Origin of the sequence: Pseudogemmobacter lacusdianii (assembly GCF_030848395.1) — a bacterium.
Lineage (GTDB): Bacteria > Pseudomonadota > Alphaproteobacteria > Rhodobacterales > Rhodobacteraceae > Pseudogemmobacter > Pseudogemmobacter lacusdianii.
Window position 1 is genome coordinate 1 of record NZ_JAVDBT010000007.1, and the last position, 16191, is coordinate 16191.

A 16191-nucleotide genomic window follows, 5' to 3' on the forward strand; every position below is an offset into this window, starting at 1 on the left:
GTGGCCAATCGTGCCGATGTTGACGTGCGGTTTGTTCCGTTCAAACTTTGCCTTTGCCATAGTCGGGCGCCCTTGCTGCTGCGGGCCCGGACCTCGGACCCTCGGTTCATTCGGGCGGCGATTTATAGGCTGAAGCGCGGAAAATCAAGCCTCAGTTGGCAGATGGCGCTGCGCGCGTCGCGCCTTCCCCGACGTCAGCCGTGGCCGCGACCTCGGAACCGGCCGGAGCTTTGCCCGCCGCCCGCATCGCCGCCAGCCGGGCCGCCTTGGCAGCCGCCATCTCTTCTTCGGTCATGTCGAACCATTGAGGGTTCTCCAGCAACCATTCTTCGACCTTATGCACCGCATTATAGGCCAAGGCTTCCATCTGCTGCTTTTTGGTGCGCGTGATGCCGGTACCAATCACCGTCTCGCCAGAAAGGCTTTCAAAAACAGTGATTTGCTTGCCTTCTTCGTTCAGCTTCTTCTGCGCGGCATCGTCCCAAATATTGGCCGTCACCACCAAAATCGACTTCGGCGCTGCCACCACCGGGATGCCCGGAGGCGCCAAAGCATAGGCGTCAATCGAGATGCCAATGTTGTAAAGTTTGCTGCCCTCATAGCGGCCAAAGCGGTTGTCGACCGCCTTAATCATCACCGCCTCCCAGTCATCGGGCGTGGTCGGTCGGCTGATCGGCACCATCTGCACATTATCTGCAACCGCGATATTCAACCCCAGCGCGAACTCACCCAGCGGCATTGGTGGCTCGGCCAAATCACTTTGACCGCAAGCCGCCACTGAGGCGATGAGAGCAAGGGCAAAAACGGGGCGCAGCAGGGCCATCGGCCACCTCCGGTGCAAGTTCTCTTCGTGCTTAACGAAGCCAAAGCCGCCGCGCAATCAGCGCTTACCAAAGCCGCAGCATGAACGGCGGGATCCGACCAGCCAGCTTTGCCTTTGGGGCAACCTCAGGGGTGCATTTGTTGCAAAGCGTCCTATCTTTGGCAGATGGAAAGAACAGCCGCGCCCCACCGCCGCCACATGCCGCCGACCGAGCTGCTTCCAGTGCAGGTGCCGCTGCATCGCGCACCGCTGGGCATCTGGGGCAGTTTCCGCGCTGGGCGGCGCAATCTTCTGGAATTGATCCCCGAGATCGCCACCCATGCCCCGATCCTTTCTGGCCGCACCGGCAAGCGCTGGCATATGGTGATGGAGCCCGGAGCGCTGCGCCATATCCTGCGCGACCGGCTCGAGGATTACCCCAAATCCGAGGTCACCAAGCTGGTCCTTGGCCCCGCCATCGGCAAGGGGATGTTCGTCGCCGAAGGCGCCGATTGGCACTGGCAGCGCCGCACCGCAGCCCCGGTTTTCACCCATCGCAATGTCTCGGCCCTTGCCCCGGTGATGAGTGCCGCCGCCGAAGCCGCCGCGGCCCGGCTGGGGCAGGCTACAGGTCAAAACGTTGATCTCTTTGAGGAAATGGTCACCGCAACATTCGAGGTGATCTCGGATGTCACCTTTTCCGGCGGCGCGGGCTTTGACCGCACCGAAGTGCATCGCGCGATTGAGCGCTATATCGGCGGCACCGCCCGCGTCTCACTTTTGGATGTGATCGGCGCACCAGCTTGGCTTCCAAGGCCGGGGCGGATGCTGACCGGCGGCGGTATCAGGGACACCAAGAAGCTGGCCGATGCGGCGATAAAGGCCCGCCGCCAGAGCGGGGCCTCAAACCCGCCGGACCTTCTGGATCTTCTGATGGAAGGCGCCGATCCCGAGACCGGCCAGCAGATGAGCAATGAAGAACTGCGCGACAATCTGCTGACCTTCATCGTTGCCGGGCATGAGACCACGGCTTTGACGCTGGCTTGGGCGCTTTACCTTTGTGCCTTCGATCCCGCCGTACAAGCGGCCGCCCGGGCCGAGGCGCAATCGGTGCTGCAAGGCCGCACCGCGACGGCGCAGGATGTCGGCGCCTTGCCGCTCACCCGCCAAATCGTGGATGAGACCTTGCGGCTTTACCCCCCCGCCGCCTTTCTGTCGCGCACGGCGCGCGCCAAGGACAGGCTTTTGGGGCGTGAGGTGCAGCCGGGCGATACGATCCTGCTGCCGATCTATGCGCTGCATCGCCACCATGCTTTATGGCCCGATCCGAACCGCTTTGACCCTTCGCGCTTCGCGGCCCCCCGTGCGGTGCCGCGGTTCCAATACCTGCCCTTTGGTGACGGGCCGCGGATCTGCATCGGCATGAGCTTTGCCTTGCAAGAGGCGGTGATCGTGCTGGCGACTTTACTGTCGCGGTTTCGCTTTACCGCTTTGCCGGGGCGCGCGCCAAAGCCGGTGTTGATCCTGACCCTGCGGCCTGAAGGCGGGGTCTGTCTGCGCGTCGATCGGGCGTGATTTTGGCCAAGGCAGGCGGGGGGCATTCTGCCCCCGCCCCCCCCTGAGAGTATTTAAGTCAAGATGAAGGGGGAAAGGTTAAGGCTTTTGCCCTGTCGGTTTGCCCGACCAAAGCCATACGTAAAACAGACGAAAAGCAGACGTAGATCATACCTCTGCTTTTCGTTTTGTTATGCGGGGTTAACGCCCCGTTTGGCTCAGTTGAAGCGGTTGTCGCGCGGGAAGCCTCGCGGTGCCATTTTACCCGCCGCAGCCCTTGCGCCCTGCCATTCGGTGAGGTCGGTCTCCAGCCTTGTGCGGCCAGCCGGATCCTTCCACGAAAGGCCTTCGGTCAGGGTGAAGGTGATGGCATCGGAGAGGCCACCATCCTTGTACTTCTGCAACCGCACACCTTTGCCGCGCGCCATTTCCGGCAGTTCGGCCAGCGGGAAGACGAGGAGCTTGCGGTTTTCGCCCACCACTGCGACCGAATCGCCCGCAACCGGCACGCAGACGGCGGTTTTCACGCCATCCTTCACCGTCAGCACCTGTTTGCCCGCCTTGGTCTGGGCCAGAAGCTCTTCTGCCGGCACGATAAATCCATCGCCCGCACTGGAAGCCAGCAGGTATTTTGCCCCCGGCTTGAAGAGGATCAGATCGTTGATGCCAGTGTCATTGGGCAGGTCCACCATCAGGCGGACCGGCTCACCCATGCCGCGACCACCGGGCAGATTGGCGCCCAGAAGCGTGTAGAAGCGGCCGTTTTCCGCCAAGAGCAAAAGCCGATCCGTGGTCTCGGCATGGAAGGCAAAGCGCGGCCCGTCGCCGTCTTTGAACTTTTGCTCGACGCTCAGATCGACATGGCCCTTCATCGCCCGGATCCAGCCCATTTTCGAGCAGATCACGGTGATCGGCTCCCGCTCGATCATCGCTTCATAGGGGACGTCTTCGACTTCGCCTGCTTCGGCAAAGGTGGTGCGGCGGCGGCCATTCTCGGTGCCTTTGCCGTATTTTTTGCGAATGTCTTCAAGCTCTTCGCCAATCCGCGCCCATTGCAAGACATCGCTTGCCAGAAGGTCCGCCAGCCCGGCGCGCTCTTCCATCAATGCGTCACGCTCTTGGCGCAGCTCGATTTCCTCAAGCCGGCGCAAGCTGCGCAGACGCATGTTGAGGATCGCCTCGGCCTGCACCTCGGTCAGCTCGCCCTCACCCGGCGCGGGGCTGACATAATCCTTTTCCGACAATGCGCGCGGGAAGCTGCGCCCCCAGGTCTCGCGCATCAAAGCCGCTTTCGGCTCATCATCGTAGCGGATGATATCGATCACCCGGTCGAGGTTGAGATAGGCGATGATGAAGCCTTCAAGCACCTCAAGCCGGTGGTCGATCTTCTCGACCCGGTGCTCCGAGCGGCGGCGCAGCACCTGACGACGGTGGTCAAGGAAGGCGCGCAGAACCTCTTTCAACGAGCAGACCTTCGGCACCCGGCCGTCGATCAACACGTTCATATTCATGCTGAATCGCGTCTCGAGGTCCGAGTTGCGGAAGAGCGTGCCCATCAGCACCTCGGGGTCCACGTTGCGGGCCCGAGGTTCCAGCACGATGCGGACATCCTCGGCCGATTCGTCGCGGACATCGGCCAAGAGCGGCACTTTTTTCAGCTGGATCAGCTCGGCCAGCTTTTCGATCAGCTTGGATTTCGCGACCTGGAACGGGATCTCGGTGACCACGATCTGCCAAGTGCCGCGGCCCAGATCCTCCAGCTCCCATTTCGCACGGGTGCGGAAAGCGCCGCGCCCGGTCTCATAAGATTGCAGGATGGTCTCTTTCGGCTCCACCAGCACGCCGCCGGTCGGGAAGTCCGGACCGGGGATCACCGAGACCAGATCCGCGATCGAGGCCTCGGGGTTCTTCAGCAAAAGCTGGCAGCCTTGGATCAGCTCGTCAAGGTTATGCGGCGGGATATTGGTCGCCATGCCAACCGCGATCCCACTGGAACCATTGGCCAAAAGGTTGGGATAGGCCGCCGGCAGCACCACCGGCTCTTCCAGACGCCCGTCGTAATTGGGGCGGAAATCGACGGCGGTTTCGTCAATGCCTTCCAGCAAAGCCTCGGTCAGCGCGGTGATCCGCGCCTCGGTATAGCGGCTCGCGGCGGGGTTATCGCCGTCGATATTGCCGAAGTTGCCCTGCCCGTCCACGAGCGGGTAGCGCATGTTGAAATCCTGCGCGAGCCGCGCCATCGCGTCGTAAATCGCAAGGTCACCATGCGGGTGGAAATCCCCCATCGTGTCACCGGCGATCTTGGCCGACTTCAGGAATCCCCCCGTCGGCGTCAGGCGCAAACGCCGCATCGCCCAAAGGATTCGGCGGTGCACAGGCTTCAACCCATCGCGCGCATCCGGCAAAGCGCGGTGCATGATGGTGGACAGAGCATAGGTCAAATAGCGCTCGCCAATGGCGCGCGACAGCGGCTCTGCTACGGTTTGACCATAGGTTTTGTCGGTATCATCATCATCGGACATGGATGTTGTGTAGTCCGGCGAAGCGCCGCGGTCCAGCGTCATCCTTGCCCATAGGGGGGAAGGGTCTTGGCTTTTTGCCCCTGACCCTAGGGCGCTTTTTATGTTAGGCTGTTTTTAACGTTTTTGCTGCTTGGTAGATATCATGTTTCGCCTGATCGTGCTTTTGGCTGTTGGTTTGTTTTTGACCTTGTTGATTGCGGGGGCTGATCGTGGGCAGTTGCGCCCCGGCTTGGCCCAAGCCGTTGCCTCCGGGGAACAGATTGTCATTCTCGAACCCCTCGCCACCTCCGTGCCTGTCGTCGAAGCGGCTGAACAGCCTCCAAGCGCGCCTGATCTTGGCCCGGCGGTAGAAATCGCCGATGCGCCCGCGATTGGCAGCTATGATGCGCCTTTGGCGGCGGCGGATCCTGCTGCCCCTGCCCCAGCGGCAACCCCGCTGACGCCCGCGCCTGAGCCGGTCTTCTCGCTCTCGACCCTGCCCACGACCCGGATGACGCCCGCCGCTGCACCAATTGAACAGCCGACCGAAGATCCCTTCGCCAATACCGGCGCGCCTGAGACCAGCCTGCCGCCCTCGGGTGATGTGTGGTATGTCACCGCCGAGATGGTGAATGTGCGTGAAGGCCCCAACACCGACAGCTCGGTCATTGACAAGCTGGTGATGGGTGAGGCCGTGATGGTCAGCTTCGCCGAAGGCTCGGAATGGGCCAAAGTGCAGATCGAGGGCGATGGCCTTGCCGGCTATGTCGCTATGCGCTTCCTGTCGCCGACCGCTCCTTAAGACCGCAGGACCCGCTGCCCTACGATCTTCGTTTGACCTAGCCGCGCCAAAACCCTAGCCCTGCGGCAAAGCGCATAGGCAATGGGACGATGGGCGGGCAAATGGCGAAAACAATCCTGATCACCGGCTGCTCTTCGGGCATCGGCCTTGATGCGGCGCGCGGCATGAAGGCGCGCGGCTGGCGGGTCTTGGCCACCTGCCGGCAAGAGGCCGATTGCGAGCGTTTGCGCGCCGAAGGCTTGGAAAGCTTCCCGCTCGATTACGCCGATGAGGCCAGCATCATCGCCGCCGTCGAAGAGGTGAAAACCCGCACCGGCGGCCGGCTGGATGTGCTTTACAACAACGGTGCCTTCGCCTGCCCCGGCGCGGTCGAAGACATCCCGCGCGATGCTTTCCGCGCGATCTTCGAGGTCAATCTCTTTGGCTATCAAGACCTTACAAACCGGCTGATCCCGATGATGCGGGCGCAGGGCCATGGCCGAATCATCAACTGCTCTTCGGTCTTGGGCCTTGTCGGCATCAAATGGCGCGGCGCTTATGTGGCCACCAAATTCGCGCTTGAAGGCCTGACCGATGTGCTGCGGCTTGAAATGCAAGGCACTGGGATCGAGGTCGTCCTGATCGAGCCCGGCCCGATCACCAGCCGGATCCGCGCCAATTCAATCCCGCATTTTGAAAAGCATATCGCTTGGAAAACCTCGGCGCGGGTTGAAGAATACCGCAGCCTTCTGGGCCGGCTTTATGGCGAGAAGACCAAGCCCGACCGCTTTGAGCTGCCGCCCTCGGCCGTGACCAAGGCCTTGGCCCATGCCTGCGAAAGCAAGCGCCCCCGCGCCCGCTATTACGTCACCGTGCCGACGCATCTTTCGGGCACCCTGCGCCGGCTTTTGCCGACCCGCGCCTTGGATTGGGTGGTCAAAAAGGGCTAAGCAAGATCGCCGCGCCCCGGAGAATGTGACTTCGCATTACCCGCCCTATGGCCTAAACCCCTGTGCAGGCAAACTGCCGCAGTTTCAGAGGGGCCCGCTATGTTCAACGATCCAATCTCGATCCTCGCGCTTGTCGGCGCCTTGGTGGTGCTGGGCATCCTGCTCTGGGGCTTTTTCAGCTATGCCAAAGGCGGCGAATATGCGCGCCAGAACTCGAACAAAATCATGCGCTGGCGGCTTGCCGCGCAGTTCATCGCGGTGCTGGTGGTGATCGGCATGGCTTGGCTGGAATCGCGGGGATAAATCATGGTCGTTCTGTCGAAAATCTACACCCGCACCGGCGATAAGGGCGAAACCGCCTTGGGCAATGGGGCGCGCGTGCCGAAATACAGTGACCGCGTCTCGGCATACGGCACTTGCGATGAGACCAATGCCACCGTGGGTCTGGCTCGCCAACATGCCAGTGGCGAGATGGATGCGGCTTTGGCCCGGATCTCGAACGACCTCTTCGATCTTGGCGCGGACCTCTGCACCCCTGACCGCGAGAAAGACGCCGAGCTGCCCTATACGCCTTTGCGTATGGTCGCCTCTCAAGTCGACCGGCTCGAGGCCGAGATCGATGCGATGAACGCCAAGCTCACGCCCCTGCGCAGCTTCATCCTGCCCGGTGGCACCGCTTTGGCCGCGCAACTGCACCTTTGCCGCACCGTCTGCCGCCGGGCCGAGCGCTTGGTCGTCGAACTTGCCGCCCAAGAAGATGTGAACCCCGAGGCTGTCAAATATTTGAACCGCTTGTCAGATTGGTTCTTCGTCGCCGGGCGCATCGCCAATGATGACGGCAAGGATGACGTGCTTTGGGTGCCGGGCCTGACCCGCTAAAACACCGGCAATAATCGCAAAAGGCTTGGAGTGCGCGCGCACCCCAAGCCTTTTTGCATTTCTATGCTCAAAACCTCAGAAAATTTGGCCATTTTCAGCACCAAACCGCCCACTGATCGACCGCACCGATCTATACGCGGCGTCGATCCGCCACTTCCTGTCGCATTTGCTCTGTTTTCCGCAGCTTCCTTACGGTAACACCCGGCCCGGAGAGCTTGGTCGGGGCTTTGCCCCAATTCTGGAGATTGCCGCATGAAGGTTCTTGTACCTGTCAAACGGGTGATCGACTACAACGTGAAGGTTCGCGTCAAAGCGGACGGCACGGGTGTCGATCTTGCGAACGTAAAGATGTCGATGAACCCCTTCGACGAGATTGCCGTCGAAGAGGCGATCCGTCTGAAAGAAAAAGGCGTTGCGACCGAAGTCGTCGTGGTGTCGATCGGGGTGAAGCAGGCTCAAGAGACCCTGCGCAACGCTTTGGCGATGGGCGCAGACCGCGCGATCCTCATCGAAGCCACCGATGATGTGCACACCGACATCGAGCCGCTGGCTGTCGCCAAGCTGCTGGCTGCCGTTGTGAAGGAAGAGGCCCCCGGCCTGGTCCTCGCTGGCAAACAAGCCATCGACAATGACATGAACGCCACCGGCCAGATGCTTTCGGCTCTGCTCGGCTGGAGCCAAGCCACCTTCGCCTCCGAACTGGCGATCGAAGGCGACAATGCCAAGATCACCCGCGAAGTCGACGGCGGTCTGCAAACCATCTCGGTGAAAATGCCGACGATCGTCACCGTGGACCTGCGCCTCAACGAGCCGCGCTATGCCTCGCTGCCGAACATCATGAAAGCCAAGGCGAAGCCTTTGGCCACCAAGACCCCGGCTGACTACGGCGTCGACATCTCGCCGCGCCTGACCGTGATCAAAACGACTGAGCCCGCAGGCCGCAAGGCTGGCGTGCGCGTGGCATCGGTGGACGAGCTGATTGCCAAACTCAAAGACGAAGCGGGGGTGATCTAATGGCCGTTCTTCTTCTTGCCGACGTGAATGACGGCCAATTGGCCACCGACGCCGTGGCGAAAGCCGTCGATGCGGTGAAGTCCTTGGGCGAAGTTCACCTGCTGGTGGCTGGTGAAGCCGCTGCGGTTGAAGCTGCCAAGCTGGAAGGCGTGTCCAAGGTTCTGAAAGCTGCCGACGCAGCTTATGACCACGGCATGGCCGAGTCGCTGGCCGCGCTGATCGTCTCGCTGGCTGGCAACTACAGCCACATCGGTGGTGCCGCGACCGCTTACGTCAAGAACGTCATGCCCCGCGTGGCAGCCCTTCTCGACGTGATGGTGATCTCGGATGTGACCGCCGTGATCGACGCCGACACGTTCGAGCGCCCGATCTATGCTGGCAACGCGATCCAGACCGTCAAATCTTCGGATGCGAAAAAGGTCTTCTCGATCCGTACCGCAACCTTCAACGCCGTTGGCAATGGCGGTTCCGCCGCTGTTGAGGCCGTCTCGGGCCCGACCGCCGACCTTTCCGCTTGGGTGGAAGACAAGGTCGCGGCTTCGGATCGTCCGGAACTGACCTCGGCCAAGATCGTCGTCTCCGGCGGCCGTGGCGTGGGTTCGAAAGAATCCTTCGACATCATCGAAGCTTTGGCTGACAAGCTGAACGCCGCTGTTGGCGCCTCGCGCGCCGCTGTCGACTCGGGCTTTGCTCCGAACGATTGGCAAGTGGGTCAGACCGGCAAGGTCGTGGCACCGAACCTCTATATCGCTTGCGGTATTTCGGGCGCGATCCAGCACTTGGCCGGCATGAAAGACTCCAAAGTCATCGTCGCGATCAACAAAGACGAGGAAGCCCCGATCTTCCAAATCGCCGATTACGGTCTGGTCGCCGACCTCTTCGAGGCCGTGCCCGAGCTGACGTCGAAGCTCTAAGCTTCGGCTATAGAACCAGAAGGGCGCCCCGCAACGGGCGCCCTTTTGCATGGGTCCTGTGCTTAAATCAGAGCTTACAAAAGCGCCGCCACCTTGGGCAGCAGCAGCTCGGCCACCTGCCTGTGGCAAGTCGCATCCGGCAGGCCCAGCCCGCGCCCCTCACACGCCAGTAGGCTTATCAACTGACCATCCAGCGACGGCGGTGGGGCGATCACCAATTCGGCATAGCCATTGGCATAGGGCTGCAGCGCCGCGATCATCTCACGATCGATGAGCGTGCCCGCACCACCCGCCCAACGCGCCCCCGCCTCTGCCGGAGGATGATCGGCCAGCCAGAGAAGAAGCCTACGGTAGGGCAGCTGCTCCAACACCTCGATCATGCGCTGCACCCATTGCGTTTTCAGCTCTTGCAGCACCAAATCAAACCGCTCATCACACTTGGCCGCCAGCACTGAGAGAAGATGCCGTGTAAAGTGGATCTCGGTGAAATCGACATCACGGTAAAGCGCGCGCAGCACGGGCGTGGCGGCAATGAAGCGATCATTGCGCCGCCCATGCACCCGGTAAAACCGGTTCGAGATATTATGCCCGCCAGTCAATTGCACCACGGCGAGCCGCGCCCCTGCCGCCACCTCCAAGGCAGCGCGATCGCCGAGATAAAGATCGGGGCCTGCATTGGGACAGGCCAGATTGGCCGCTGGCAGGCCCAACTCCTTTTCCAAAAGCGCCGCAAAGGGCAGCGGCACCAGCCGACCATAGGTCTCAGCCCCGCCCAACATCGCCAAATATTCCCCGGTCAAATCCCGCCGCGGCCCCCGGAACGTCAAACGCGAGGCCCCATAGTGACAAGGGAAATAGTCCAGCGACCTGTCACCAGGTTGCATATATGCCATCACGACCACCCAAAGTTTCGTCACACCCAAGAGCCAGTCTGCCAGCCAAGCCTTGCCAAAGTGCTAAGCTTTTCATTTAAGCCGCATTCGATGCAAATTCCCACGCGGCACCTGCCCTTGCCCTGACCGGTCGGCTTTCGTAAGGTCCGGGCTGAAATTCAGGGGGTTCGCATGGACATTCGCACAGTTGGCATCGTTGGCGCCGGTCAAATGGGCAATGGCATTGCACATGTTTTCGCTTTGGCGGGATATGATGTTCTTTTGAACGACATCAGCGAGGAAAGCCTGCAAAAGGCACTCGCCACGATCGAGAAGAACCTTGAACGGCAAGCCAGCCGCGGCAAGATCACCGCCGAGGATAAAGCCGCCGCAATGGCGCGCATCCGCACCACGCTGCAGCTTGCAGATCTTGGCCCGACCGATCTTGTGATTGAAGCCGCGACCGAGCGTGAAGCGGTGAAACAGAAGATCTTCGACGATCTTCTGCCGCATCTGAAGCCTGAGACGATCCTGACCTCGAACACCTCTTCGATCTCGATCACGCGCCTTGCCAGCCGCACCGACCGGCCGGAAAAGTTCATGGGCTTCCACTTCATGAACCCGGTTCCGGTGATGCAATTGGTCGAGCTGATCCGCGGCATCGCCACCGATCAAGAGACCTGGGAGGCCTTGCATGAGGTGGTGCGCCGCTTGGGCAAAACCGCCGCCAGCGCCGAGGATTTCCCGGCCTTCATCGTCAACCGCATCTTGATGCCAATGATCAACGAGGCGGTCTACACGCTTTACGAAGGCGTCGGCTCGGTCAAATCCATCGACGAATCGCTGAAACTCGGCGCCAACCACCCGATGGGCCCGCTGGAACTGGCGGATTTCATCGGTCTCGACACCTGCCTTGCAATCATGAACGTGCTGCATGACGGGCTGGCCGATACCAAATACCGCCCCTGCCCGCTTTTGACCAAATATGTCGAGGCTGGTTGGCTTGGCCGCAAAACCCAACGCGGCTTTTACGATTACCGCGGCGAGACGCCGGTCCCCACCCGCTAAGAAGGGGGCTCTGCCCCCGCCCCCTTCGGGGTCTCCCCCGGAGTATTTCGATCAAGATGAAAAGCTTAAGTGTTTCATCTTGACTTAAATACTCCCGCCGGAGGCAAAAGCCCGCGCGAGCGGGCTTTCTTTTACAGGCTCTTACCCAGAGAAAGAGTGTGCTCGCGCAGCCAAGCCAAGAAGCCGCGCGGGTTGCCTTCCCATTTCTTCAGCTCCTCCGCCGGGATCGGCTCGCCGATCACCGGCCGCTGCGGTTTGAAGAGCGCACGTTTGATCTCATAGAGCAAGAGCCCTTGGCGCAGCGTGTCGGAGAGCTTGTTGGCGATCAGGAAGGCGCGGCTGTTTTGGCCGGGGAAGAAGATCGGCACGATCGTCGCGCCAGACGAGCGCACCATCTTATGGGTAAAGACGTTCCATTCGGCTTCCACCGCATTGTCGAACCAGCCCGGGCTCATCGCGACTTTGCCCGCTGGGAAGATGATGATCACCCCGCCGGCCTTGAGGTGCTTCATCGTCTCATCGCGCATCTGAAGGCCCAGTTCGCGGGCGTTATCCTCATGCGGGAAGGGAACGGGAATCATGAATTCCTCGACCTCGGGGATGCCTGTCAAAAGGCTCCGGGTCAGGATTTTGAAATCCGAGCGCACCCGGCAAACCATCTCGGCCATCACCATGCCATCGACCAGCCCCGAAGGGTGGTTGGCCACCACCACCACCGGCCCGGTGGCCGGGATGCGGGCGATCTCTTCGGGCGGCGTGTCGATGCGAATGCCCATGTGGCGGATCGCCTTGGGCCAGAAGGGCGCACCAAAGGGGGCGCCGGATTTCTCGAAGCTGCGGATCAGGCGCAGCAGCTGCACCTTGGCCGTCAGCCATTCGATGGCCCGGATCGAGCCTGACTTCAACGGATTGCGGAATGTGCCAGCATAGGACAGCCGGCGCATATCATAAGGTCGGTCAGCACGCCCTGCGGGCAATCCGGTCGCCTCGGCTGAGGTCTGGCTCTGATCGGTCACGGGGCGATAGTCCCTGCGGTCATGGCCGGCAATGTGCCGCGCCTTCTGGCGGTCAATAGTCTTCTCCGAAGCGGGCCGCAACAAGCGCCTCTAATGCATCGGCGAGTTTCTCCGCTTCTGCGCCGCTGGTCGACACCTCGATCGTGGTCCCGCGCGAGGCGGCGAGCATCAAAAGCCCCATGATCGAATCACCCGAGACTTCCATGCCATCCTTGGCCACATTGGCCCGCGCCTCATGGGCCTCGACCACTTCGACGAATTTCGCACTGGCCCGCGCATGCAGGCCCTTCTCATTGATAATGCGTAAAACTCGGCTCGTCATCAGGCCTCTCAGGCCCCGCCGCCAAGGTCGAGGCTGTTGATATATTTCCGCCCCGCATCCAAGGCCGCCGCCACCGCTTCGGGCACCGGCAGGTCGCGCGATTTGGCCAGCTTAATCAACATCGGAAGGTTCGCGCCATAAAGAATCCGCCGCCCCGAGGCCGCACAGGCCGGCAGCGACAGGTTCGAAGGGCTGCCCCCGAACATATCGGTCACCACGACCACGCCCATGCCCTCATCGACCGATTGCGCAGCGGCCATGATCTCGGCCTGTTTGGCCGCACGATCGTGATCATCCTCGATGGCAATGGCCCGCATCCCATCCTGCTTTCCGACCACATGCTCCACCGCCGAGAGATACTCTCGCGCCAGACCCCCGTGGGCGACAATGACGATACCGATCAAGCCCCATATACCTTGTCAGCTGGAGGGTTTTCGGCCCCCTTGCGTTCCAATTCTCGGTGACGTTTTGACACCGGCCAGCCGGCTTGCGCAAGAGCCGCCCCCATCAATTCCGCAACTGCGACCGAGCGGTGTTGCCCGCCGGTGCATCCAAAGCCAATTGAGAGATGCGCCTTGCCCTCTTGCAAATGCGCCGGCAGCAACAGCAACAGTAGATCCCGAAGCTTTGCGAAGAATTCAGCGAATCGCACATCGCCTTGGACATAGCGCGCAACCTCTGGGTCGCGGCCATCCAAGCTGCGCAGGGCCGGTTGCCAATGCGGGTTGGCCAGAAACCGGCAGTCAAAGATCATATCCACGCCGCGTGGCACGCCGCGCTTATAGCTGAAGCTTTGAATCAGCACCGAAAGCCGCCCACTGGTGCCGGGTTCAAACCAACGCGTAAGCTCGGCCTTTAGATCATGCGGGCTTAACTCACTGGTGTCGATCAGGTGATCGGCCCGCACCCGGATCGGCGCCAGCAGGTCGATCTCGCGCGCAATGCCCTCGGCAGGCGATTCGTCAGCCGCCAAAGGGTGGCGCCGGCGGGTGTCCGAGAAGCGACGGATCAGCTCACCCGGCGCGCAATCCAGATAGATCACCTCCAAAGCCACCCGCGGATTTCGCGTCAGGCTGTCGATCAGCTCGATCAAAGCGGTGGCGTTGAAATCGCGGTTGCGCGCATCAAGCCCCAAGGCCATCGGGCGGCCCAAGGGCGGGCCGTCCAACAGCCGCGGCACCAGACTGAGCGGGATGTTGTCGATGCCCTCAAAGCCCAGATCCTCAAGCACATTGATAGCGGTCGAGCGCCCGGCACCCGAGGGGCCAGTGACCAGCACCAAGCGGTGCTCTGGGGGCGGGTCGTTGGGGGCAAGATCCATCGGCGTTAAGGTCACAGCTTCGGCTTCATCATCAAAGTATCGGGCGATCAGTGCTGCCTGCCGCCCTGAAGATAGACCATCAAGGCGGCAGGAAAATGGTCATGCCGGGCGCGCAGCACAAGCGGCAGCGCTTGACCCAGGATAGTAACGCTGCGGCAGGGTGGCAGCCTTTCCGTCTCATCTTGCCCCATATCGACCACCAAGGCCAGCACGGCGGTTTCGGCGCTGGGGGCGCGCAAAAGGCCGATGCCGCGCGCCTCAATCAGCCCCTCGATTGCTGGCGAAGGGCAGCGGGCCATAAGCCCTGCTGTTGTGACGGTAAGCTCTGTTTGATCGTCCGAGATCAGCAGCGCGCCAAGCGCGATCAGCTGCAAAGCCAAGGCGGATTTACCTGCCCCCGAAGAGCCGGTGATCAAAAGCCCCCGCCCCGAAACCGCGACCGAAGTCGCATGCAGAATCTTGCGCCCGCCTATGCCCTGCGCGGCCTTTTCGGTCAAATCGGCAAGCCCACCACGAAGCGCGCGCCCAAAGGCTCACTTTCGAGATCGGCGGCAGTGGGACGGATATTCTCGGCCCAGATCACCCCGCCATGCGCCTCGACGATCTGTTTCGAGATCGACAAACCAAGGCCCGAGTTATTGCCAAAATGGCTGGCCGGGCGGTCCGAGTAGAAGCGTTTGAAGACCTTGGTCAGCGCCTGCTCTGGGATGCCGGGACCGGTGTCTTCCACCACGACCAACACCCGATTGTCACGCCGCCGCGCCCAAACCCGCACCGCATCACCCTCTTCGCAGAACGATGTGGCATTGGTGATCAAATTGACAAAAACCTGCGCGAGCCGCGCTTCAAGACCACGGATCAGGATCGGCTCAGCCGGCAGATCGGTGATGAAATCGACCCCGCGTTCTGCGGCCTGCTGGCCCAAATGGCTGCTCAAGGAGGACAGGGTTTTCAACAGGTTGAACTCTTCCTCCTCCTCTTTGACCAGCTCAGAATCCAGCCGCGAGGCATTGGAGATGTCGCTGACCAGACGGTCAAGCCGCCGCACGTCATGCTCGATCACATCCAAGAGCTTCTCGCGGTGCTCTTCTTTCTTCACCAGGCGCAGGCTGCCCACGGCCGAGCGCAATGAGGCCAGCGGGTTCTTGATTTCATGCGCCACGTCAGCCGCGAATTGTTCATTGGCATCAATGCGGTCGTACAGCGCCGCCACCATGCCCCGCATGGCGACCGAAAGCCGGCCAATCTCATCGGGCCGCGCCGCCAGATCGGGGATTCGCACCCGGCCAGGATTGACCTTACGCGCATCACGGTCACGGCCGATCTCTGCCGCCGTGGCCAAATCTGCCAAGGGGTTGGCGATGGTCGAGGCCAAGACCAAGCTCAACCCAATCGACACCATCAGCGCCACGACAAACATCTGCAGGATCTGCTCACGCTCATAACGCACCAGCCTGTCCAGCTCGCCCGCGGCCGAGGTCAAAGCAACCACCGCCTGCACCTGACCGCCAAGCATAATCGGCGTGCCCACGGCAAAAACCGTGCTGCCGTCCTGCGCATGGCCCGTGTGCAGCCCGGTCGCGCCCTGCGCTGCCGGCTGCAACACCTGCCGCGCCAGATCAATCGGGTCCAACTCTTCGAAATCAGTCGTGCCAAACGACATAACGCCCGAGACCGAGGTCCAAACCGCATTCAGAAAATCGGTGATGACGGTCGAGCGCACGCCCCCCGGCATGTTCGAATCTGTCACCTCAGGCCCGGTGCGGCTGGCAAGCAAAGTTCCAGCGGGATCAAAGACATGCACTGCAATGCCCACCGGCATTTTCACATTCTGCAAGGCCTGATCGTATGAGAATTCCGCTGCAACAGCGGGCAGTTGCTGGGCTTCAAGCAGATCGGCGATCAGCTCGGCCTCGCGCACCAAGCCCGCCTCACGCTGCAACACCAGCGAATCGCGGAACGGGTTCAAAAACAGCACCCCAGCGACCAAGATCACCAGCGCCATCAGGTTGAAGATGATGATCTTACGCGCCAGCGGGCTGCGGTTCAGCGAAACCAACCCCGAGCGCAGCCGCGTTTGCCGCAGCCCATCAGCCATGGTGTCGGGCGATACCCAATCTTCCCCCAGAAGCACCTCACCGGTTCTTCTGGGGCGGGTCTCCTCAACCATCGTTCGCGGCGCTGCCGTCATTCGGTC

The 16191-nt window shown here is 61.5% G+C and carries 17 protein-coding genes; 8 read left to right on the plus strand and 9 right to left on the minus strand.

Annotated features, from left to right (window positions below; genetic code table 11):
* Positions 1–151 precede the first annotated feature (151 nt).
* Entirely contained in the window at positions 152–823 is a 672-nt protein-coding gene (locus Q9295_RS08425; RefSeq protein WP_306680097.1) for a hypothetical protein, read from the minus strand.
* 165 nt (positions 824–988) lie between these two features.
* On the opposite strand from Q9295_RS08425, the gene Q9295_RS08430 reads away from it, so the two are divergent.
* A complete protein-coding gene (locus Q9295_RS08430) occupies positions 989–2377 on the plus strand; it encodes a cytochrome P450 (RefSeq protein ID WP_306680098.1) in 1389 nt (462 codons plus the stop codon).
* Positions 2378–2574: 197 nt separating this feature from the next.
* On the opposite strand, the gene Q9295_RS08435 is transcribed toward Q9295_RS08430, so the two are convergent.
* A complete protein-coding gene (locus Q9295_RS08435) occupies positions 2575–4878 on the minus strand; it encodes a DNA topoisomerase IV subunit A (RefSeq protein ID WP_306680099.1) in 2304 nt (767 codons plus the stop codon).
* A gap of 142 nt (positions 4879–5020) precedes the next feature.
* Here Q9295_RS08435 and Q9295_RS08440 point away from each other — a divergent pair, with 142 nt between their 5' ends.
* The 6 genes from Q9295_RS08440 to Q9295_RS08465 all read left to right on the plus strand — a co-directional run bounded on the left by Q9295_RS08440 (position 5021) and on the right by Q9295_RS08465 (position 9395).
* Entirely contained in the window at positions 5021–5659 is a 639-nt protein-coding gene (locus tag Q9295_RS08440; protein WP_306680100.1) for an SH3 domain-containing protein, read from the plus strand.
* 101 nt (positions 5660–5760) lie between these two features.
* Positions 5761–6588, plus strand: coding sequence for an SDR family NAD(P)-dependent oxidoreductase (locus tag Q9295_RS08445; protein ID WP_306680101.1), 828 nt, complete (start codon positions 5761–5763; stop codon positions 6586–6588).
* A 99-nt stretch (positions 6589–6687) separates the two neighbouring features.
* Positions 6688–6891, plus strand: a complete 204-nt coding sequence (locus Q9295_RS08450; protein ID WP_306680102.1) for a twin transmembrane helix small protein — start codon at positions 6688–6690, stop codon at positions 6889–6891.
* 3 nt (positions 6892–6894) lie between these two features.
* The gene (locus Q9295_RS08455) at positions 6895–7467 is read left to right on the plus strand and encodes a cob(I)yrinic acid a,c-diamide adenosyltransferase (RefSeq protein WP_306680103.1); all 573 of its coding nucleotides are present in this window, start codon (positions 6895–6897) and stop codon (positions 7465–7467) included.
* A gap of 252 nt (positions 7468–7719) precedes the next feature.
* Positions 7720–8481: an electron transfer flavoprotein subunit beta/FixA family protein gene (locus tag Q9295_RS08460; RefSeq protein ID WP_306680104.1), complete on the plus strand. Its 762-nt coding sequence runs from the start codon at positions 7720–7722 to the stop codon at positions 8479–8481.
* Positions 8481–9395: an electron transfer flavoprotein subunit alpha/FixB family protein gene (locus Q9295_RS08465; protein ID WP_306680105.1), complete on the plus strand. Its 915-nt coding sequence runs from the start codon at positions 8481–8483 to the stop codon at positions 9393–9395. The genes Q9295_RS08460 and Q9295_RS08465 overlap by 1 nt, the downstream gene beginning before the upstream one ends.
* 74 nt (positions 9396–9469) lie before the next feature.
* Here the strand turns inward: Q9295_RS08465 and Q9295_RS08470 are convergent, their stop codons facing one another.
* Positions 9470–10288 (minus strand): DUF6473 family protein, encoded by an 819-nt coding sequence (locus tag Q9295_RS08470; protein WP_306680106.1) that lies wholly within the window; start codon positions 10286–10288, stop codon positions 9470–9472.
* 171 nt (positions 10289–10459) lie between these two features.
* Here Q9295_RS08470 and Q9295_RS08475 point away from each other — a divergent pair, with 171 nt between their 5' ends.
* Positions 10460–11335 (plus strand): 3-hydroxybutyryl-CoA dehydrogenase, encoded by an 876-nt coding sequence (locus Q9295_RS08475; RefSeq protein WP_306680107.1) that lies wholly within the window; start codon positions 10460–10462, stop codon positions 11333–11335.
* A 131-nt stretch (positions 11336–11466) separates the two neighbouring features.
* Here the strand turns inward: Q9295_RS08475 and Q9295_RS08480 are convergent, their stop codons facing one another.
* The 6 genes from Q9295_RS08480 to Q9295_RS08505 are packed head-to-tail and all read right to left on the minus strand — an operon-like array spanning position 11467 to position 16185.
* Positions 11467–12351 carry a lysophospholipid acyltransferase family protein gene (locus tag Q9295_RS08480; RefSeq protein WP_306680108.1) on the minus strand — a complete coding sequence of 295 codons (885 nt, stop codon included), beginning with the start codon at positions 12349–12351 and terminating at the stop codon, positions 11467–11469.
* Between the two features lie 52 nt (positions 12352–12403).
* The gene (locus Q9295_RS08485; protein WP_306680109.1) at positions 12404–12673 is read right to left on the minus strand and encodes an HPr family phosphocarrier protein; all 270 of its coding nucleotides are present in this window, start codon (positions 12671–12673) and stop codon (positions 12404–12406) included.
* Positions 12674–12681: 8 nt separating this feature from the next.
* The gene (locus tag Q9295_RS08490; RefSeq protein ID WP_306680110.1) at positions 12682–13077 is read right to left on the minus strand and encodes a PTS sugar transporter subunit IIA; all 396 of its coding nucleotides are present in this window, start codon (positions 13075–13077) and stop codon (positions 12682–12684) included.
* Positions 13074–13994, minus strand: coding sequence for an RNase adapter RapZ (gene rapZ, locus Q9295_RS08495; protein WP_306680301.1), 921 nt, complete (start codon positions 13992–13994; stop codon positions 13074–13076). The genes Q9295_RS08490 and rapZ overlap by 4 nt, the downstream gene beginning before the upstream one ends.
* Positions 13995–14041: 47 nt before the next feature.
* Positions 14042–14491, minus strand: a complete 450-nt coding sequence (locus Q9295_RS08500; RefSeq protein ID WP_306680111.1) for an HPr kinase/phosphorylase — start codon at positions 14489–14491, stop codon at positions 14042–14044.
* Positions 14488–16185, minus strand: a complete 1698-nt coding sequence (locus tag Q9295_RS08505; protein WP_306680112.1) for a sensor histidine kinase — start codon at positions 16183–16185, stop codon at positions 14488–14490. Before Q9295_RS08505 ends, Q9295_RS08500 begins: the two co-directional genes overlap by 4 nt.
* Positions 16186–16191: the final 6 nt, after the last annotated feature.